The organism is Streptococcus sp. SS-4456 (assembly GCF_036680365.1).
Taxonomy (GTDB): Bacteria; Bacillota; Bacilli; order Lactobacillales; family Streptococcaceae; genus Streptococcus.
In genome coordinates this window covers 1-16,617 of sequence record NZ_JAVIHI010000042.1, presented here as the reverse complement: position 1 = coordinate 16,617, position 16,617 = coordinate 1, and the positions used below count along the sequence as shown (strand labels likewise).

Annotated in this window: 16 protein-coding genes and 2 pseudogenes; 3 read left to right on the top strand and 15 right to left on the bottom strand. The window is 42.9% G+C overall.

Going from position 1 to position 16,617, the window contains the following annotated elements:
• The 13 genes from RFK25_RS09735 to trpX all read right to left on the bottom strand — a co-directional run.
• On the bottom strand, positions 1–116 hold a 116-nt coding region (locus tag RFK25_RS09735; RefSeq protein WP_332413220.1), incomplete at its 3' end, for a KxYKxGKxW signal peptide domain-containing protein.
• A 407-nt stretch (positions 117–523) separates the two neighbouring features.
• The gene (locus tag RFK25_RS09730; protein WP_332413218.1) at positions 524–1,351 is read right to left on the bottom strand and encodes a putative RNA methyltransferase; all 828 of its coding nucleotides are present in this window, start codon (positions 1,349–1,351) and stop codon (positions 524–526) included.
• A gap of 1 nt (position 1,352) precedes the next feature.
• Positions 1,353–1,829 carry a DUF3955 domain-containing protein gene (locus tag RFK25_RS09725; RefSeq protein WP_332413217.1) on the bottom strand — a complete coding sequence of 159 codons (477 nt, stop codon included), beginning with the start codon at positions 1,827–1,829 and terminating at the stop codon, positions 1,353–1,355.
• A 186-nt stretch (positions 1,830–2,015) separates the two neighbouring features.
• Positions 2,016–3,914, bottom strand: a complete 1,899-nt coding sequence (locus tag RFK25_RS09720) for an ABC-F family ATP-binding cassette domain-containing protein (RefSeq protein WP_332413216.1) — start codon at positions 3,912–3,914, stop codon at positions 2,016–2,018.
• A 100-nt stretch (positions 3,915–4,014) separates the two neighbouring features.
• The gene (locus RFK25_RS09715) at positions 4,015–4,380 is read right to left on the bottom strand and encodes a hypothetical protein (protein WP_332413214.1); all 366 of its coding nucleotides are present in this window, start codon (positions 4,378–4,380) and stop codon (positions 4,015–4,017) included.
• 10 nt (positions 4,381–4,390) lie between these two features.
• Positions 4,391–5,086 (bottom strand): M57 family metalloprotease, encoded by a 696-nt coding sequence (locus RFK25_RS09710; protein WP_332413212.1) that lies wholly within the window; start codon positions 5,084–5,086, stop codon positions 4,391–4,393.
• Positions 5,087–5,151: 65 nt separating this feature from the next.
• Positions 5,152–5,928: an alpha/beta hydrolase gene (locus RFK25_RS09705; RefSeq protein ID WP_332413211.1), complete on the bottom strand. Its 777-nt coding sequence runs from the start codon at positions 5,926–5,928 to the stop codon at positions 5,152–5,154.
• 64 nt (positions 5,929–5,992) lie between these two features.
• Entirely contained in the window at positions 5,993–7,654 is a 1,662-nt protein-coding gene (locus RFK25_RS09700; protein ID WP_332413210.1) for a ribonuclease J, read from the bottom strand.
• Between the two features lie 709 nt (positions 7,655–8,363).
• The gene (locus RFK25_RS09695) at positions 8,364–8,675 is read right to left on the bottom strand and encodes a hypothetical protein (RefSeq protein WP_332413208.1); all 312 of its coding nucleotides are present in this window, start codon (positions 8,673–8,675) and stop codon (positions 8,364–8,366) included.
• 98 nt (positions 8,676–8,773) lie between these two features.
• A complete protein-coding gene (locus RFK25_RS09690; RefSeq protein ID WP_332413206.1) occupies positions 8,774–9,259 on the bottom strand; it encodes a prolyl-tRNA synthetase associated domain-containing protein in 486 nt (161 codons plus the stop codon).
• An 87-nt stretch (positions 9,260–9,346) separates the two neighbouring features.
• Positions 9,347–10,105: an ABC transporter ATP-binding protein gene (locus RFK25_RS09685; RefSeq protein WP_172084255.1), complete on the bottom strand. Its 759-nt coding sequence runs from the start codon at positions 10,103–10,105 to the stop codon at positions 9,347–9,349.
• Positions 10,102–10,968, bottom strand: a complete 867-nt coding sequence (locus RFK25_RS09680; RefSeq protein ID WP_332413204.1) for an ABC transporter permease — start codon at positions 10,966–10,968, stop codon at positions 10,102–10,104. The genes RFK25_RS09685 and RFK25_RS09680 overlap by 4 nt, the downstream gene beginning before the upstream one ends.
• Positions 10,969–10,982: 14 nt before the next feature.
• Positions 10,983–11,984, bottom strand: a complete 1,002-nt coding sequence (trpX, locus tag RFK25_RS09675) for a tryptophan ABC transporter substrate-binding protein (RefSeq protein ID WP_332413203.1) — start codon at positions 11,982–11,984, stop codon at positions 10,983–10,985.
• A 654-nt stretch (positions 11,985–12,638) separates the two neighbouring features.
• Between trpX and RFK25_RS09670 the strand changes: the two genes are divergently transcribed.
• Positions 12,639–14,297 (top strand): Rqc2 family fibronectin-binding protein, encoded by a 1,659-nt coding sequence (locus RFK25_RS09670; RefSeq protein ID WP_332413202.1) that lies wholly within the window; start codon positions 12,639–12,641, stop codon positions 14,295–14,297.
• 98 nt (positions 14,298–14,395) lie between these two features.
• Here the strand turns inward: RFK25_RS09670 and RFK25_RS09665 are convergent, their stop codons facing one another.
• Positions 14,396–15,145 carry a YfhO family protein gene (locus RFK25_RS09665; protein ID WP_332413201.1) on the bottom strand — a complete coding sequence of 250 codons (750 nt, stop codon included), beginning with the start codon at positions 15,143–15,145 and terminating at the stop codon, positions 14,396–14,398.
• Between RFK25_RS09665 and RFK25_RS11775 the strand changes: the two genes are divergently transcribed.
• On the top strand, positions 15,121–15,570 hold the full coding sequence (locus tag RFK25_RS11775) for an LPXTG cell wall anchor domain-containing protein (RefSeq protein ID WP_443035557.1): 450 nt from the start codon (positions 15,121–15,123) through the stop codon (positions 15,568–15,570). The genes RFK25_RS09665 and RFK25_RS11775 overlap by 25 nt on opposite strands.
• Positions 15,571–15,747: 177 nt before the next feature.
• Here RFK25_RS11775 and RFK25_RS09655 read toward each other — a convergent pair.
• Positions 15,748–15,954 (bottom strand): annotated as a pseudogene (locus RFK25_RS09655) (transposase domain-containing protein); the annotation flags it as partial.
• Between the two features lie 60 nt (positions 15,955–16,014).
• Here RFK25_RS09655 and RFK25_RS09650 point away from each other — a divergent pair.
• Positions 16,015–16,524, top strand: a pseudogene (locus RFK25_RS09650) (transposase); the annotation flags it as partial.
• Positions 16,525–16,617 lie beyond the last annotated feature (93 nt).

Sequence of the window (16,617 nt, the reverse complement as noted above, 5' to 3'; positions counted from 1 at the left end):
CGCATCAAACCGATTTGCGACATGACTGTCCTCACCCAGTGCTTACCGGATTTATGCATTTTTACACGACTTTTTCGAGATACTTCGGTAATATTGTCCCTGTTTTTTCTGAACATATATTTTTCTCCTATTATATTACTTTTAAAACCAAAAACACAGCGAGCAACTTATTGCGTTAATATATAAACTAACTAATGTTTTTAAATTCGATAATCTTTCCATTATACACGACTACATCATATTTTGTCAATGTTGTTGAATCAATATATTCACCGAATAACCTTGATTTCGTTTTCAATTTTTCCTAAAAAATGTTTGAAATAGTTTTTGAATTTGCTTTTTTTTTTTGCGCTTTTTGTTTAGTTTTTTGGAAACGTTTTTACATGTTTTGCAAAATTGAATATCCTATTTTTTGTTATCGAACTCTTTACCTTTCAATACTTTAGTTTTTTTGAGGGGGATCAAAGTACCTTTTGAAAGACATCATAATAAACCGCTTCTGAAATCAGAGGCGGTTTCATTTTTATATGGTTCCAACCAGGAGCACTCCCTCAACCGTAATCTCGGTCAACTGGCTCAAATCCAACTTGGACTGGTCCACTTGGAAAAAGAGAGGCGTCATGTCTGCCAAGACTTGAGCATGGGCGGCTGTAATTGGCATGGTTCGACTGACTAGCACTTGCTCCACCTGCCCCAGGTAAGACTTGAAATGGTCCACAATATCCTGGTTATCATAGGATTCCTTGCGGAGTTGATCTTTGGCTAAATGGCGGAGCTCCTTGAGGTGATTGGGGCCTGGGACCAGCTTGAGAATAGCCCCGCCAGCTTTCAGCACTCTGTCAAACTCCTGATAATTGGCTGGGGAGAAGATGTCCAAGATACCGTCAATGGTCTTGTCTTGAATGGGTAACTTGGTCAAGTCACCGACAAACCATTTGACCGACTTGGTACTGTCAGATTTGGCTGCTAGGAGAATGGAATCCTTGGAAATATCAAAAGCAAGTATGTCCAAGTCCATTTTCTCGGCTAATTTGCGGGAATAAAAGCCCTCCCCACAACCGATGTCTAGGACAGAACATAACCCCAGCTCTGCTATTTTCCCCTCCAAAGCCTCATAGAGATGATTGTAATAGCCTGCCTCTAAAAAGGCCTGGCGGTTTTCAAAGCTAGACTTGTGGTAATTGGCCGACTGCTTGACCTGGGGTGCCAGGTTGACGTAGCCCTGCTTGGCAATGTCGAAGGTGTGGCGGTTGGGGCAGCGAAGACTGCTCTGGTCAAGACCAAGACCCTGCCCACAATGTGGACAGGCGAAAAATTGGTCGCTATTAGCAAAACGTTGGTGTTTGGTCATCTTATTTGTGTTCTTTTCTAAAGCGAAGATAGGTGATAGCTGAAATCAAACTGGTCATGCCTCCTACTAATAGGAAGAGGAAGCCAATTGGAATCAGGTAAAAGTTCTCATGTAGAATGCCTTCAGCATCAATGTATTCAACGGAATTAGCTTTAACGAAAAAGCAGAATAGGCCCAATACCATCAGAAAGGTTCCAATAAGGGTAATTGTCAGGTGCATCTGGGTACGGCGGCCTTCGCGACCGTCTTTGACAAGTTTTTCTGTCATGTTGTTCATGTCAGTTCCTCCTAAGATAAGTTGATCTAAGGAGATCGAAAAGACAGAGGACATGAGAATCAAAAGTTCCAAGTCGGGCAGGTTTTTGTCATTTTCCCAGTTGGAAACGGCCTGCCTGGTCACATTGAGTTTGAGGGCAAACTGCTCTTGAGTTAAGCCTTCCTTTTTTCGTAAGTCTTTGATTTGCTGTCCAAAGTTCATTTTTTCTCCTCTCGGGATCCTGTCTAGCAGGTCCTAAACTTATCTTAGCCTGTCGGTCAATGTTTGCCAAGAAAGACTGGCTTGCTCTGGACTTTTTTAGCGAAAGGTGGTCTTGCTAACTCCGCAAGACTGGCTTGCAATCCTGTTCTATCAAAGGTTTGAACCTCTTGTCAACTTGCTGTCAACCTAACCTAATTGCTCAGATAATTCTTCCCATTCTTCCATAAGGCTTTCTTGCTGGCTGGTCAGTTGGTCGATTTCTTTTTGGTAATCGGTCAACTGGCCGATATCGTTTGTTTCTAGCATGGCTTGGTTGAGCTCGCTCAGACGGTTTTCGATACTGTCAATTTCTTCCTCGATTTGCTCGATGCGGCGGGCTAGTTTGCGTTGCTCTTTTTGGTTTTCCTTTTGAGCTTGGTAGTCCATGGCTCCGGCTGATTGGCTAGTACTTTCTAGCTGGTCAGGCTGGGCTTCTGCTTCCTGCTCTGCCTTTTTCTCCAAATAATAGTCATAGTCGCCCAAGTAGAGCGTGGAGCCAGTTTCCGAGATTTCGAGCACCTTGGTGGCGACGCGGTTGATGAAATAGCGGTCGTGGCTGACAAAAAGCAGAGTGCCGTCAAAGTCGATGAGGGCATTTTCCAGCACTTCCTTGCTGTCGATGTCCAGGTGGTTGGTCGGCTCGTCAAGAATGAGGAAGTTATTGTTTTCCATGGACAGCTTAGCGAGGAGCAGGCGGGCCTTTTCCCCACCCGATAGCATGGAAACGGACTTTTTGACATCGTCACCCGAGAAGAGAAAGGCTCCAAGGCGGTTGCGGATCTCCACTTCAGGCGTGGTCGGAAAGGCGGACCAGAGCTCCTCCAAGACCGTGTTGGAAGGCGTCAGGGCCGACTGGGTCTGGTCGTAGTAGCCCACTTCCACGTTGGCTCCTAGCTTGGCTTCCCCTTTGATAAATGGCAGAGCTCCGATGATTGATTTGAGCAGGGTTGTTTTTCCGATTCCATTCGGGCCGACAATGGCAATGGCATCGAGTTTCCGTTGGTCAATAGAAATGGGCTGAGAAAGGATATCTCCATCGTAACCCACCGCAGCATTTTCCACTGTCAAGACGATATTGCCAGAAGTCTTATCCGACTGGAAGGTCATATTAGCTGACTTCTGACCAGTTGATGGCTTGTCCAATCGATCCATCTTTTCCAACTGCTTGCGTCTAGCCTGAGCACGCTTGGTGGTCGAAGCACGGACGATATTTTTCTGGACAAAGTCTTCTAACTTGGCAATTTCCTTCTGTTGCTTTTCATAGTTTTGCAATTCCGTTTGCAACTTCTGCTCTTTGAGCTCAACAAACTGAGAATAATTACCCACATAACGGTCCAAGGAATGCTTGGTCAAGTCCAGCGTTATGGTCGCCACCTTGTCCAAGAAATACCGGTCGTGGCTGACAATAATCAAGGCTCCCTTGTAATGCACGAGGTAGTTTTCCAACCAAGCAATGGTTTCAATGTCTAGGTGGTTGGTCGGCTCGTCCAGGACCAATAACTCTGGGCTTTCAAGAAGCATCTTCGCAAGAGCAAGTCGAGTATTCTGACCGCCTGAGAGTTCGGAGATTTTCATGTCCCACATGGTCTGGTCAAACTTAAAACCATTCAAAATAGCACGGATATCCGCCTCATAGTTAAAGCCACCTGCCAGACGAAATTCCTCCGACAGACTATCATAAGTCTTCATGAGCTGGTCGAGTTCACTACCAGATAGACTACCCATCTGCTCTTCCATAGACCGCAGGCGTTTCTCCGTCATCCGCAAGTCGTCAAAGACATGGAGCATTTCATCATAAATTGTATTTTCCGACTCAAAACGGCTGTCCTGTGCCAGGTAAGAAAGGGACAAATCACGCTTGGTTGAAATGTCACCGCTGGTCGCTGCTTCTTCTCCGACAAGGATTTTAAGCAGAGTAGACTTGCCTGCCCCATTTTTTCCGACAAGGGCAATCCGATCCCGTTCATCGACTTGAATGTTGATATTGTTAAATAAAACTTCGCCCGCAAATGAGCGTTCAATCTTGTTTCCGCTTAGAATAATCATAAAAATATTGTACCATAATTTAGGGTAACAGTGCGGAATCCTTTTTCTGATTTCAGCAAAAAACAGCGACTTTTCAGCCACTGTCCTTCTCAAAAAATATTTAGACCAAACCACTAAGCAATTCCTTATTCTGCCAAAGTAGATAAAGACCGCCGCCGATAATAATCAGCATAATGACAAACTTAATCACACCTTTGATAAATCGGATAAGCATCATCAAAATCATGGACACAATCAGCCAGCCCCAAGCCGAAGAATTGAGTAAGGTCTGCATACTCTCCAAGCTCGCCCCTGTCCAGGCCTTGATAGGTTCGGGGATTTTATCAAACCAGTTGCTATCTATACCGATTTGTTCCATAATCGAATGACTGGTAGACTGCATCCATGCAAAAATCCCAGCATTATAGAGAAAGAGCAGAGCTTGCTCAGGATAACGTTTTATTGTGTTTGTAATTGTTCGAAACATATTTTCCCTTCTATTCTGAATACAAGGCCACTACGGCATCAATATCTGCCTGCTGAATGCCATGATTAGAACCGGCCGATTCCATAACAGAAGCCTGACTATCATCATGATCCAAACCAATGGCATGGCCCAATTCATGCTCAGCTGTATGGATAATCCTATCCATATCATAACCATACTCTTCATTCAGCAGATAATAACTATTCAAGCGAACTGTCACCGAGCTATAATAATTGGTCAATAAATTGGTCGTTGAATTGGCCTCACCTGCCGCCTGAGTATTGCCATCATTCATCTCAGTAGCAATAATATCCGCCTGATTTGGATCTGTGGTAAGGACTAAGGTAAAGGCACCGGTCGCATTCCAATTGGCAATAGCCGTTTCATAGGCAGTCCTAAATGTTGGATTTTGGGTTTCAATATAGACAGTCGCAGTATTGGTTTCCCAACGTCCATGGTCAGCTGTATTAACCGTATCAGTAGTCAGGTGTTTAATGGTATCAACACCCTCTTCAATACTGACCTCGGATTGACCTTTAACCATCAATTGTACTTCCTGAGCCAAAGTTTGTAGCATCTGAGGCGCAGCTTCCTGTTGAAAATAGAACAACATCCCCAAACCACATGCCATTAAAACCATTGAGAGCCAAACCAAGCTCCAAACTGTTCGCCAGATAAATTTAAAAATTGAAGCAAAAAATTTCATACACTATACCTCACTCTAGAAATAGATTTCAGTATAGTCTTATTTTCTGAAATTTTTCTTAAATTCTAGGACAATCTTTCTTCTAATTTGAAATCAATGGGTAGCCAATCCAAGACCTTTTCAATCTGTTGGTTCCAGTAGTACCACTCATGTTTACCAGGTCCGAAACTTGCCTCTATATCAAACCCCAGTTCCTTTAACTCCCCGACTGCCTTCTGATGCCCTTCAAAGAGAAAATCTTCCTCACCACACCAGGCATAAAACTTGGTTTTCTTGTCCGAAAATCTAGAAATATTAGTCAGTAGATTTGGATTTTCTAGGTCATTGAAATCTCCAAAAACCCCCTTCCAATAGTCAGGACTACCTAATTCCAAAGCAGATGGACTGGTAAAATCAACCTGTAAGGCTCCTGAAAGTGAGGCGGCGTAAGAAAAGCGATTGGTCATCATGGCAATCTTGAAAGTCCCATAGCCCCCCATAGACAAGCCAGCAATGAAATTCTTCTCCCGCTTGTCAGACATATTGGGGAAAAATCGCTTGAGGATTTGAGGCAACTCAATCGCTATGGCATCATAATAATTCATACCATAGGTGGTATTGGTGTACCACCCCTTGTCTGTATTGACCATAACAACAATCAGATTAGTATAACGGACCAAGCGTTCAATAGTCGACCGATTGAGCCAGGAATCCTGATTTCCTCCCATCCCGTGCAAGAGATACAGCACGGGAATATCTGTATCGTCAGGATTGTCAACACGATTTCGGTCGGGATATAAAACCGTTACCTGTCTGGACATATCCAAAACTTCTGAATGGTATTCAATTTTCATGATTGCCATAAATTTTCTCCTTATTAGTTAGAAAGAGCCTGGGTTGCCCTGGGCTCTTTGCATTTATAAAACTCTATTTCACTTCCATAATCACCGGCAAAATGGCTGGGCGACGTTTGGTTTGGTCAAAGAGGAATTTAGCTAAGTCATCGCGAACAGCACTCTTGAGTTCTGTCCAGTCAAAACTATCCTTGGTGAAGTAATTTTCCACCGTTGCATTAACCAAATCTGATGCCTCACGCAAGATATCCTTGCTCTTCTTGACATAGACAAATCCACGTGTATTGACCTTGGCCTTGGAAATGATTTTCTTCTCACGGCGGTTGACTGTGATCGCCACAATAAAGATACCATCTTCTGAGAGGATTTTACGGTCACGAAGGACAATATTTCCAACATCTCCCATGGCATTTCCGTCAATCATGACATCACCAGCAGGAACCGCTCCGCTATGGACAAAATCCCCATCTTCATAAGCCATGACATCCCCACGCTTGACGATAATAATATTCTCTGGGAACATGCCGATTTCCAGCGCAGCCTTGGCATGGGCATCTAGCTGACGATACTCCCCTTGAACCGGGAAGAGGTACTTAGGACGGAGGATATTAAGCATGAGCTGCAAATCACGCGCATTACCATGACCAGATACACGCAGGTTTTTAGTAATGGATTTGACCGTTCCACCAGCCTTGTAAATCAAATTCTCCACACGAGCAACAACCGCTTCTTTTGAAATACTTGGAGTGGTAACAATATAAACTAGATCACCTTCTTTGATTTCAACGTAGCGATGTCTACCGATAGACATTTTACGCAATCCATTTAACGGCTCGCCCATACGACCTGTTTCCAAAATCAGCAATTCATGGTCTTCATATTTACCCATATCCTTTGGCTTGACCAAAAGTCGCTCGCTGACCAAACGAAGTTTTTTCAATTGGATAGCGGTACGGACAATATTTTCCACATCATGACCAGTCAAAACAACACGACGACCTGTCGCTTCTGCCGCATCAAAGATTTGCTGGATACGAACAATGTTACTTGCCACAGCAGCTACAATCACACGACCTTCGCAGTCTGCAATGGTATTGAGAATTTCTTCGCCTGCTTCATGCATACTTGCTGACTGAACATTGCTATCTGCATTGGCAGAATCAGATAAGAGAGCCAATACACCTTCTGAACCAATTTCAGCCAAACGACCAAAGTCTGTACGATAGAATTTATCAGCAGCTTGATCAAATTTAAAGTCACCTGTATAAACGATGTTTCCCTGGTCTGTCTTGACAACAATTCCTAAACTCTCAGGAATAGAGTGAGTCGTTTTAAAGAAGGAAACGACTGAATCTCCAAAGTCAATCTCCGTCTCGGCATTGATGATATGGAAATCATTAAACTTCTTGGTTGAATTATTATTCTTGACTATCAATTTTGCCAATTCAATGGTCAAGTGTGAGCCAAAAACAGGAACTTTCACTTTTTCCAATAGGTAAGGCAAAGCTCCAATCGAATCAGCGTGTCCATGTGTCAAAAAGACTCCAGCTACACGGTGCTTGTTTTCTTCCAAATAATCAAAGTTGGGAACAACTACATCAACACCCAACTGCTCATTTTCTGGATACTTAGCACCCGCATCCAAGACAAAAATCTGTTCATTGACTTCAGCAATATAGAGGTTTTTTCCGTTTTCACGTACACCACCGAGAGCCATGATTTTTATGCTACTCATTTTTTCTCCTTTTTGGACATCCCACAGGTGTCCAGTTTATTTTTCTTACCAACGGTCCTTGGGAAACCCAAGTCGAATTACAGTCTGCTATTTATCGTCATTTAGTTGACTTTTATTACTTCGACGTAAGAGAGGCTGAGCTCAAGCCCAGCGCCACTTCTTAGAGTTAGTGTCAACATCTCAGCGCAGTGGTTGATTGGCAGATTTGTTCGTGTTTTACACTCCAAATCTGACCTAATCAACTGTGCGGGGGTGGGAAGACGAACTCTTTTTTAACTAGTCGAGTTCCTTCCCACTCCCTATTTCCAACTTCAAACACTCTACCGGAGTGTTTGAACTCGCCTTGCCTAATTTTGCAAAAACGACTTGCTCCGCAAGTTTTATCTCCCACCTTGCACAGTCCATTAACTGTGCAAGTAATCTGGGGGATACGAATAGTCCGGTGGACTATTCGTACCTGAGCCTGAAAACAAAAAAGCGAAGTACATCAGCTGGTCACCTAGAAACAAGAAAGCATTGAGTTATGCCTGCGGCTGTTGATGCGAACTTTGTTCGCTCTATTTCCAACCTCCAACTATCCACCAGATAGTTGGAGCGAGTACTAAAAGTAAACTAAAAGACTATATTTTAGCTATCGCTTCTATTATACAATTTTTCAAGAAAATTTACAAAAAACTCTGCTGAAATTCAACAGAGTTCTCTCCTAAAATCAGTAGCCGTGCCCCCTATGTTCCCACTTTCCACCAACATTCCGCACTAAAATCCATTTCCAATCCCGATGAATACTATTTGGTTCCAAGGTTGGTTCTGCCCCTTCAGCGGCTACCTTGAAAGAAGAGGTTAACACTATAGCCTCCTCTGCACCATAGTTTTCAGCCCAGTCATCAAATAACTTTTCATCATCGCCACCATATCCAATGGTCAATAATTGGCAACTCTTAAAATGCTTATCAAAGTAATCTTGAACGACAACTACAGCATCCTGAATTTCTTTTTCCGAGTATAATTCCGATGCTTCCATCGGCTCAATCTTTGCCTGATAAGCTGCTCCTGTCCGACATCCTACCAAAAAAAGACAACACAACAGACTACAAATAGCTAAACATTTTCTCATCTTTGTTACCCCAAGTCAACAATCGTTGCTGAAAAGCCAATCTCTTCTACAAAACGCAAAACATCTTCTGTCTTTACAAAAATTGTTTTCGTATTAACATTGGGGTGGAAGGTTAGAATGGGGTCAGAAAGGATTTCTTTATCAAAAAAGACTTGAATATCCTTATCAACATTATGTAACAAGCCAAAAACAGATACCGCACCCGCAGGCAAGTGCATTTTTTCCATCAAGCTATCACTCGAGGCCATCCGAATGCGGTTGGCTCCCACCAAATCACGAAACTGGTCCATATCCAACTGCTTCTGGTCATCCATGATCAGTAAATAAAATGCAGTCTTTTTCTTATTAGTCAGAAACAAGGACTTGGTCCGTACTCCTTCTAAGCCTTCAATGTAACGGTCTGCTTCCTCAGTTGTCCGAGCTGGTGGATGTTCTACAATAGTGTAGGCCATTCCCAAGTCCCCTAAGCTTTCAAAAACCAATTTATCCATAAGGCCACCCTTTGACATATTCAATATATTATACTTCTTTTCAACCAAGAATTCAAAGGATAAGAAAAGCCTGGATTTCTCCAGACTTTAGTCAAACAACTTATAATAATCTTCCAGCTTCATCTGGGACTTCTCTTCAGCCGTTTGGTCTTGGATAATCTGACCATTTTTCATGACAATCAAGCGATTGCCATGGCGAAGAGCATCTTCCATCTGGTGAGTGACCATAAGGGCCGTCATTCCCTTGGTCGCAATCAATTCATCTGTCAATTGCATCAAGGATTGGCTAGTTTTAGGGTCGAGAGCGGCAGTATGCTCGTCCAAGAGCAATAGCTCTGGTTGCTTCAAGCTAGCCATTAACAAACTCAAGGCCTGTCTTTGCCCACCTGATAAAAGCCCTGCTGGTGTGTCCAAATGCTTTTCCAAACCATTTCCCACTCTCGGCAAGAGCTGGGCAAATTCTTCCCTTTCTTGGACCAATCTTCGCGGCACTAAGCCCCGTCCCTCACCACGATACTTGGCAATGAGCATGTTTTCTGCCACTGTCATCCGCGGAGCAGTTCCCATTTTAGGATCTTGGAAGACACGAGCTAGATACTTGGCCCGTTTTTCAGCAGGCCAGTTGGTCACATCCTCACCAAGTATGTGGACCGAACCACTTGTCAAGGGCAGGGTGCCTGCGATGACATTGAAGAGGGTTGATTTGCCAGCACCGTTTCCACCTAAAATAGTAATAAAATCCCCTTGGTAGATGGTCAAATTGACATTGTCCAAAATCACGCGCTCTTCATCAAAACCGTTGGTCACCACCTTGGTGGCATTTTTTAATTCAACAATTGCTTTCATCGTGACAGGCTGGCTCCTTTCAAGACTTTATTTTTCAACTCAGGAACCATGAGGCAAACTGCCAAAATCATGGCTGAGAAGATACGGAGATAGCTGGTATTGATACCGAGGGAAATAACCACCAAAATCAAGAACTGATAGAAGATGGCACCCACTGCAATGGCCAAGAACCGTTCCAACATGGTCAAATTTCCATACAAGACCTCACCGATAATCAAGCTAGCCATCCCAACTACGATGACCCCGATACCACGGGATACATCCGCATAACCTTCTTGTTGAGCAATCAAGGCACCCGCAAGAGCAATAATCCCATTAGAAAGAATCAACCCAAGCAGCTCCATTCTGCTGGTATTGATACCAAAACTGCGAGCCATATCTGGATTGTCCCCCGTCGCGATAAAGGCCTGACCCAGGCGAGTATAGAGGAAGAACATCAAGGCACTAATGACTAGGGCAACACTTCCCAAACCAAGCAAAAGACCATTCACTTGCTCGGAAAAAGGAAGCAAGTCCTGCAAGCGACTGGTATTTAACAAGCCCAGATTTGCCCGACCCATGATAAAGAGAATAATGGAGTGACAGGAAGACATGACCAGAATACCAGCTAAAAGTGTAGGGATTTTCCCTTTGGTATAGAGCAAGCCTGTGACCAAGCCTGCCAAACAGCCTGCCAAAACGGCTGCCAGCGTTGCCAAGACAGGATGAACTCCCTGTGTCAATAAGGTCACTGCAACTGCTCCTCCAAGCGGAAAAGAGCCCTCTGTCGTCATATCCGGGAAATTCAAAATCCGAAAGGTAACGAATATTCCCATTCCTAGTACAGCCCATAAAAGAGCCTGTGAAACTGTTGATACTATCATAACTTTCCTTTGTTTTATTCGATAACCTTGCTTGCCTTATTGATAATGTCCTCGGACAAGTTAATACCTAATTCTTTTGCGACTTTCTGGTTGACTACGACAGTACCTTCATTGAAAATTTGGACTGGTGTATCCCCAGGATTTGCACCGTCTAAGATTTTCGCAGCCATTTTACCTGTTGCCACACCCAAGTCATATTGGCTAAGGGTAACAGATGCGATACCTCCGCCTTCTACCATGTCTTCTACACTGGTGAAAATCGGAGTTTTGGTCTTATTTGCCACAGAAACGACTGTTGAAAATGCTGATGCGACTGTGTTATCAACTGGCGTGAAAAGAACATCTGTCTTGCTAGTCGCAACTTCTACTGTGGATGCCAACTCATTGCTTGAAGCAACTGCGTATTCAAGGACAGTATAGCCTGCTTCTTCTGCTGCCGCCTTAAACTCTGCTACTTGAATTTTTGAATTGTCTTCGTTAGAAGAGTAGAGCACACCGATTGTTTTAGCGTCTGGTGTGATTTCTTTGATGAGGGAAACAGCGTCTGCAACTGGTGTCTGGTCAGACACACCAGTGATATTCCCTCCAGGATTTTTCAAGTCTTTGACCAAGTTGGCTCCGACTGGATCAGTCACAGCTCCCATGATAATAGGCAATTCAGTCGTTGCGTTTGCTAAACCTTGTGCAGCTGGTGTCGCGATACCGATCAAGAGCTCATTGCCATTGTCCACCAATTTTTTACTCATGGTCTGAACTTGAGACTGGTCTGCCTCAGCATTCATAAAATCAATGTCCAAATTATCCGTCGTTGAATAGCCCCCCTCTTCCAGTCCAGCCTTGATTCCCTTGTAAATCTCATCTAGTGAATCATGGGTTACAAACTGAAGAACCCCAATTTTAACTTTCTCCGTTGATGTAGTTGAATTGCTCTGCTCTTTTTGTGTCATAAATAAAGCAGCAACTACCATAACAGTAAGGGCAACAATTGTAGCTAGTAAGTTTTTATTTTTCAACATATTCATTCTCCTTTTAAAAAACACAATTTCCAATCTCTACGTCATCAAAATTTTATTCCACCATCGCCATCGTTTCATCATGATTACCTCGTTTAGATAATAGTCTTTCAGTTTGCTTTTAGTACTAGGCAACGAGCTGCAGGCAGTACTAAAGTACGGCAAAGCGAGTTAACGACGTAATAAAAGATAAACTGAATGACTAAAGGAAAAAGCCCCCGCAGGAAAAAACTTCCTGCGAGGGCGTCAATGACACGGTGCCACCTCACTTATGGGAATTGTCTAGAATCTTCCCATATCTCATCTCCTCTAACAAGGAGTTGCACTGTAAGGTGTGCGGACCGAACTATCATTGTTTTAAGTTCATTTGCGTGACTGTTTTGGCTGAAACCTTCGTTAGCTCTCGTCATAAACAATCCACATCAGCCCATTTCATAAAACTCCGCCACCCATTCTCAGCACCATGGGCTCCCTTAAGACTTCTGCTTTACTACTTCTTCTGATTACAGACGATTATACGGCATCCATCAGTCTTTGTCAATACTTTTGATTAAATTTTCTGAAAACTTTTTATGTTAGTAGGGACTACCTGTCTCATCAAAAACATCAAAATATGATATACTAGACTGAGTTATAGCTATTAGAAAGAGGAAAACCATGTCTTTTGACGGATTTTTTTTACATCACATGACGGCTGAGTTAAAGGCCAATTTAGAAGGGGGGCGGATTCAGAAAATCAACCAGCCCTTTGAACAGGAGATTGTCCTCAACATCCGCAGCAACCGTCAGAGCCATAAATTACTCCTGTCCGCCCATTCAGTCTTCGGGCGGGTTCAGCTGACCCAGTCGGACTTTACCAATCCCAAGGTGCCCAATACCTTTACCATGATTCTACGGAAATACTTGCAGGGTGCCATTATCGAGGAGATTCGCCAACTGGACAATGACCGTATATTAGAATTTTCGGTGTCCAATAAGGACGAGATTGGCGACCATATCCAAGCAACCTTGATGGTGGAAATCATGGGCAAGCACAGCAATATCATCTTGGTGGATAAGTCTGAACAAAAGATTATCGAGGCTATCAAGCACGTTGGTTTCTCGCAAAATTCCTACCGAACCATCTTGCCTGGTTCTACCTACATTCTTCCCCCAGAAACGCATTCTCTCAATCCTTATATGGTGTCTGACGAGAAATTGTTTGAAATCTTATCGACTCAGGAACTGAGTCCGAAAAATCTCCAACAGACCTTTCAAGGTTTGGGGCGGGATACGGCTTCTGAACTAGCCAGTCGCTTGCAGACAGACCGCCTCAAGAACTTCCGTGCCTTTTTTGACCAGGCAACTCAGCCTAGCCTGACAGACAAATCCTATGCTGCTCTGCCATTTGCCAATAGCCCTGAAAACCAGCCACACTTTGAGAGCCTGAGCAGTCTGCTGGACTTCTACTATCAGGACAAGGCGGAGCGGGACCGGGTGGCCCAGCAGGCCAATGAGCTGATCAAGCGGGTGGCCAGTGAGCTGGAGAAGAATCGCAAAAAGTTGGTCAAGCAGGAGCAGGAATTGGCGGATACGGAAACGGCGGAGTTGGTGCGACAAAAGGGCGAGCTCCTGACCACCTATCTGCATCAAGTGCCAAATGACCAATCGAGTGTGCGGTTAGACAACTACTATACGGGCCAGGAACTGGAGATTGAGTTGGATGTGGCTTTGACTCCTAGCCAAAATGCCCAGCGCTACTTCAAGAAGTACCAGAAACTCAAGGAGGCGGTCAAGCACTTGACCAGCTTGATTGAGGAGACCAAGGCAACCATTGTCTATCTGGAGTCCGTTGACACCATGCTGGGACAGGCTAGTCTGGCAGAAATCGATGAAATCCGTGAGGAATTGATTGAAACAGGCTATCTCAAACGCCGCCACCGTGAGAAAATCCATAAGCGTCAGAAGCCCGAGCGTTACTTGGCGACGGACGGGAAGACTATTATTCTGGTTGGGAAAAATAACCTGCAAAATGATGAGTTGACCTTCAAAATGGCCAAAAAAGGCGAACTCTGGTTCCATGCCAAAGACATTCCAGGCAGTCATGTGGTTATCACAGACAACTTGGACCCAAGTGACGAGGTCAAGACAGACGCAGCTGAATTAGCAGCCTACTTCTCTAAGGCCAGACATTCCAATCTGGTCCAAGTCGATATGATTGAAGCCAAAAAACTCCATAAGCCAACAGGTGGCAAACCAGGTTTTGTGACCTACCGAGGTCAGAAAACCCTCCGCGTCACCCCAACTGAAGATAAAATAAAATCCATGAAAATCTAATTCATGGATTTTTCTTATAAAATTTATCAAATTAACTTTATCTTTTAATTATTTTTTCACAAATTATACTATTCGGATGCAATTTATTTCTATTAGATTTAAAGTGACTTATTCTTGATTCTAATTTGAATGTAGTACAAAGAAATTAGTGATAAAAGCGAAATTGCCGAACCAAGTAACATTCCATTAGGTTGGTAACGTAATTCAATCTCGTGTTCACCTGGTGTTATCGGAAATGAAACCAAACTACCAAGTGATTTCTTTATTGTTACTTCTTTTCCATCTACAAAAGCTGACCAACCTGAATTGTAGGGGATGCTAGTTTGAACTATTTCATGATTTTCTGCTACCTGTATCATTCCTTGAATATTGGTATTGGACCATTTCGTGACTTCAATATTGTTAGATAGATTAGCTTGCAATACATTTGTAATCTCATTATTGTTAGCCCGAACAAGACCAACTCCATCTAAATTGACGTCATCAGTATCAAATCTAAATTCAAGTGTGATAGTTTTTCCTTCACTATTGTGAGTGAGTGCCCATAAACTCTTTTGAGAATTGGTAATCTGAGTCGGAAAACCACTTCCATTCCGTAGAATTGTTAATTTATTTCGGTATTCTCCAATAGTTGGAGGTGCCAAGAAATAATAACTGAAGCTACTTTTTGGAATTAAATTTAATTTAATAATTCCTGGTTTAGAATTATCAATCCGTTTGTACTGATATTCATTTATGTCATCAGAAGTTTTTTCAAGATTATCCAACTCAATCGAACTGAAACCAAATTGTTCAAAATATTTTTTCTCAGTCCCTGACATAGCTGATAAAATCGCATTCTGATTCAAAACAGGCTGACTATTTTTTAATTCTATATGAGGAAACTACAACTTCTGTAGAAACAACTACTTCTGAAGAAACGACAACTTCTGAAGAAACAACAACTTCCGAAGAAACGACAACTTCCGAAGAAACAACTACTTCTGAAGAAACAACAACTTCTGAAGAAACAACGACTTCCGAAGAAACGACGACTTCTGAAGAAACAACTACTTCTGAAGAAACAACTACTTCTGAAGAAACGACGACTTCTGAAGAAACTACGGCTTCTGAAGAAACTACAACTTCTGTTACACATGCTAATGGTGATTCAGCTAAACCTAAGAAATCTAACTCTATCCTTCCAAATACTGGTTCATCTTCATCAATTGCGATCTTGATTGCTGGTTTAGCGGTATTTGCTTCTACTATTTTTTTAAAGAGAAGAAAGTAAAGTGATTTAGCAAAACAATTATGGCTCTTTGTCAACTGTAGTGGGTAGACGAAAAGCTAACACCTAGAGAGGACGAACTTCGTTCTCTCTTTTTTTGGCTCTTTGTCAACTGTAACCGCCCAATAACAAAGTATATTGAAAAAGGCACCAAAGTCCTGTCGACTCTGGAAGCTTTTTCTATTTACATGCCCTCTTAATTTTTTTATCCCATGGCAAGTAGGCCTCTAGCACCTCTTTTTTTGTGAGCGTCTCCTCGTTAGGTAAGTGTTCTAGAAAATAGGTCATATATTTCTCTGCATCTAGTCCATGTCGCTTAGCAGTTTCTAAAAGACTCAGAATGACAGCTGTCGACTTGGCTCCCTCAAAACTTTGGGAGAACAACCACCTTCACTTTGTCAATTCTAAGCTTAGGCTGAAACAGTCTATTCCCAGACTGTTTCACTCCCAAATGCCAAGATAGTACTTGACCGCTTTCATATCGTACAACACCTCAGCCGTGCTATGAACCGTGTCCGTATTCAAATTATGAATCAGTTCGACAGAAAATCGCACGAATACCGAGCCTTGAAACGCTACTGGAAATTGATACAACAAGATAGCCGTAAACTTAGTGATAAGCGCTTCTATCGTCCGACCTTTCGCATGCACTTAACTAATCAGGAGATTGTCGCTAAACTAATTAGCTATTCTCAAGAACTACGGGAACATTACGAGCTCTATCAACTCTTGCTCTTCCACTTCCAAGAGAATCAAGATGACCAGTTTATTGGACTGATTGAAGAGACGATTTCCAGCGTCAATCCTGTCTTTCAGACAGTTTTTACAACATTTTTGAAGGACAGGGACAAGATTGTCAATGGCCTAAAACCGCCGTTCTCAAACGCTAAACAGGAAGCTACCAACAATCTCATCAAGGTCATAAAGCGCAATGCTTTTGGCTTCAGAAACTTTGAAAAGTAACCGCCCAATAACAAGGTATCTATCCACTCATTCCTTACTCCAGTATACTGTTATAAAAAACAAACTGGAGGATTCATTATGTCTCAG

Excerpts from the sequence above, each read along its gene's own strand:
- RFK25_RS09695 (WP_332413208.1), bottom strand. The coding sequence starts at position 8,675 with ATGGAAGCATCGGAATTATACTCGGAAAAAGAAATTCAGGATGCTGTA.
- RFK25_RS09705 (WP_332413211.1), bottom strand. The coding sequence starts at position 5,928 with ATGGCAATCATGAAAATTGAATACCATTCAGAAGTTTTGGATATGTCC.
- RFK25_RS09685 (WP_172084255.1), bottom strand. The coding sequence starts at position 10,105 with ATGAAAGCAATTGTTGAATTAAAAAATGCCACCAAGGTGGTGACCAAC.
- RFK25_RS09730 (WP_332413218.1), bottom strand. The coding sequence starts at position 1,351 with ATGACCAAACACCAACGTTTTGCTAATAGCGACCAATTTTTCGCCTGT.
- RFK25_RS09720 (WP_332413216.1), bottom strand. The coding sequence starts at position 3,914 with ATGATTATTCTAAGCGGAAACAAGATTGAACGCTCATTTGCGGGCGAA.
- trpX (WP_332413203.1), bottom strand. The coding sequence starts at position 11,984 with ATGTTGAAAAATAAAAACTTACTAGCTACAATTGTTGCCCTTACTGTT.
- RFK25_RS09710 (WP_332413212.1), bottom strand. The coding sequence starts at position 5,086 with ATGAAATTTTTTGCTTCAATTTTTAAATTTATCTGGCGAACAGTTTGG.
- RFK25_RS09725 (WP_332413217.1), bottom strand. The coding sequence starts at position 1,829 with ATGAACTTTGGACAGCAAATCAAAGACTTACGAAAAAAGGAAGGCTTA.
- RFK25_RS09700 (WP_332413210.1), bottom strand. The coding sequence starts at position 7,654 with ATGAGTAGCATAAAAATCATGGCTCTCGGTGGTGTACGTGAAAACGGA.
- RFK25_RS09690 (WP_332413206.1), bottom strand. The coding sequence starts at position 9,259 with ATGGATAAATTGGTTTTTGAAAGCTTAGGGGACTTGGGAATGGCCTAC.
- RFK25_RS09715 (WP_332413214.1), bottom strand. The coding sequence starts at position 4,380 with ATGTTTCGAACAATTACAAACACAATAAAACGTTATCCTGAGCAAGCT.
- RFK25_RS09680 (WP_332413204.1), bottom strand. The coding sequence starts at position 10,968 with ATGATAGTATCAACAGTTTCACAGGCTCTTTTATGGGCTGTACTAGGA.
- RFK25_RS09670 (WP_332413202.1), top strand. The coding sequence starts at position 12,639 with ATGTCTTTTGACGGATTTTTTTTACATCACATGACGGCTGAGTTAAAG.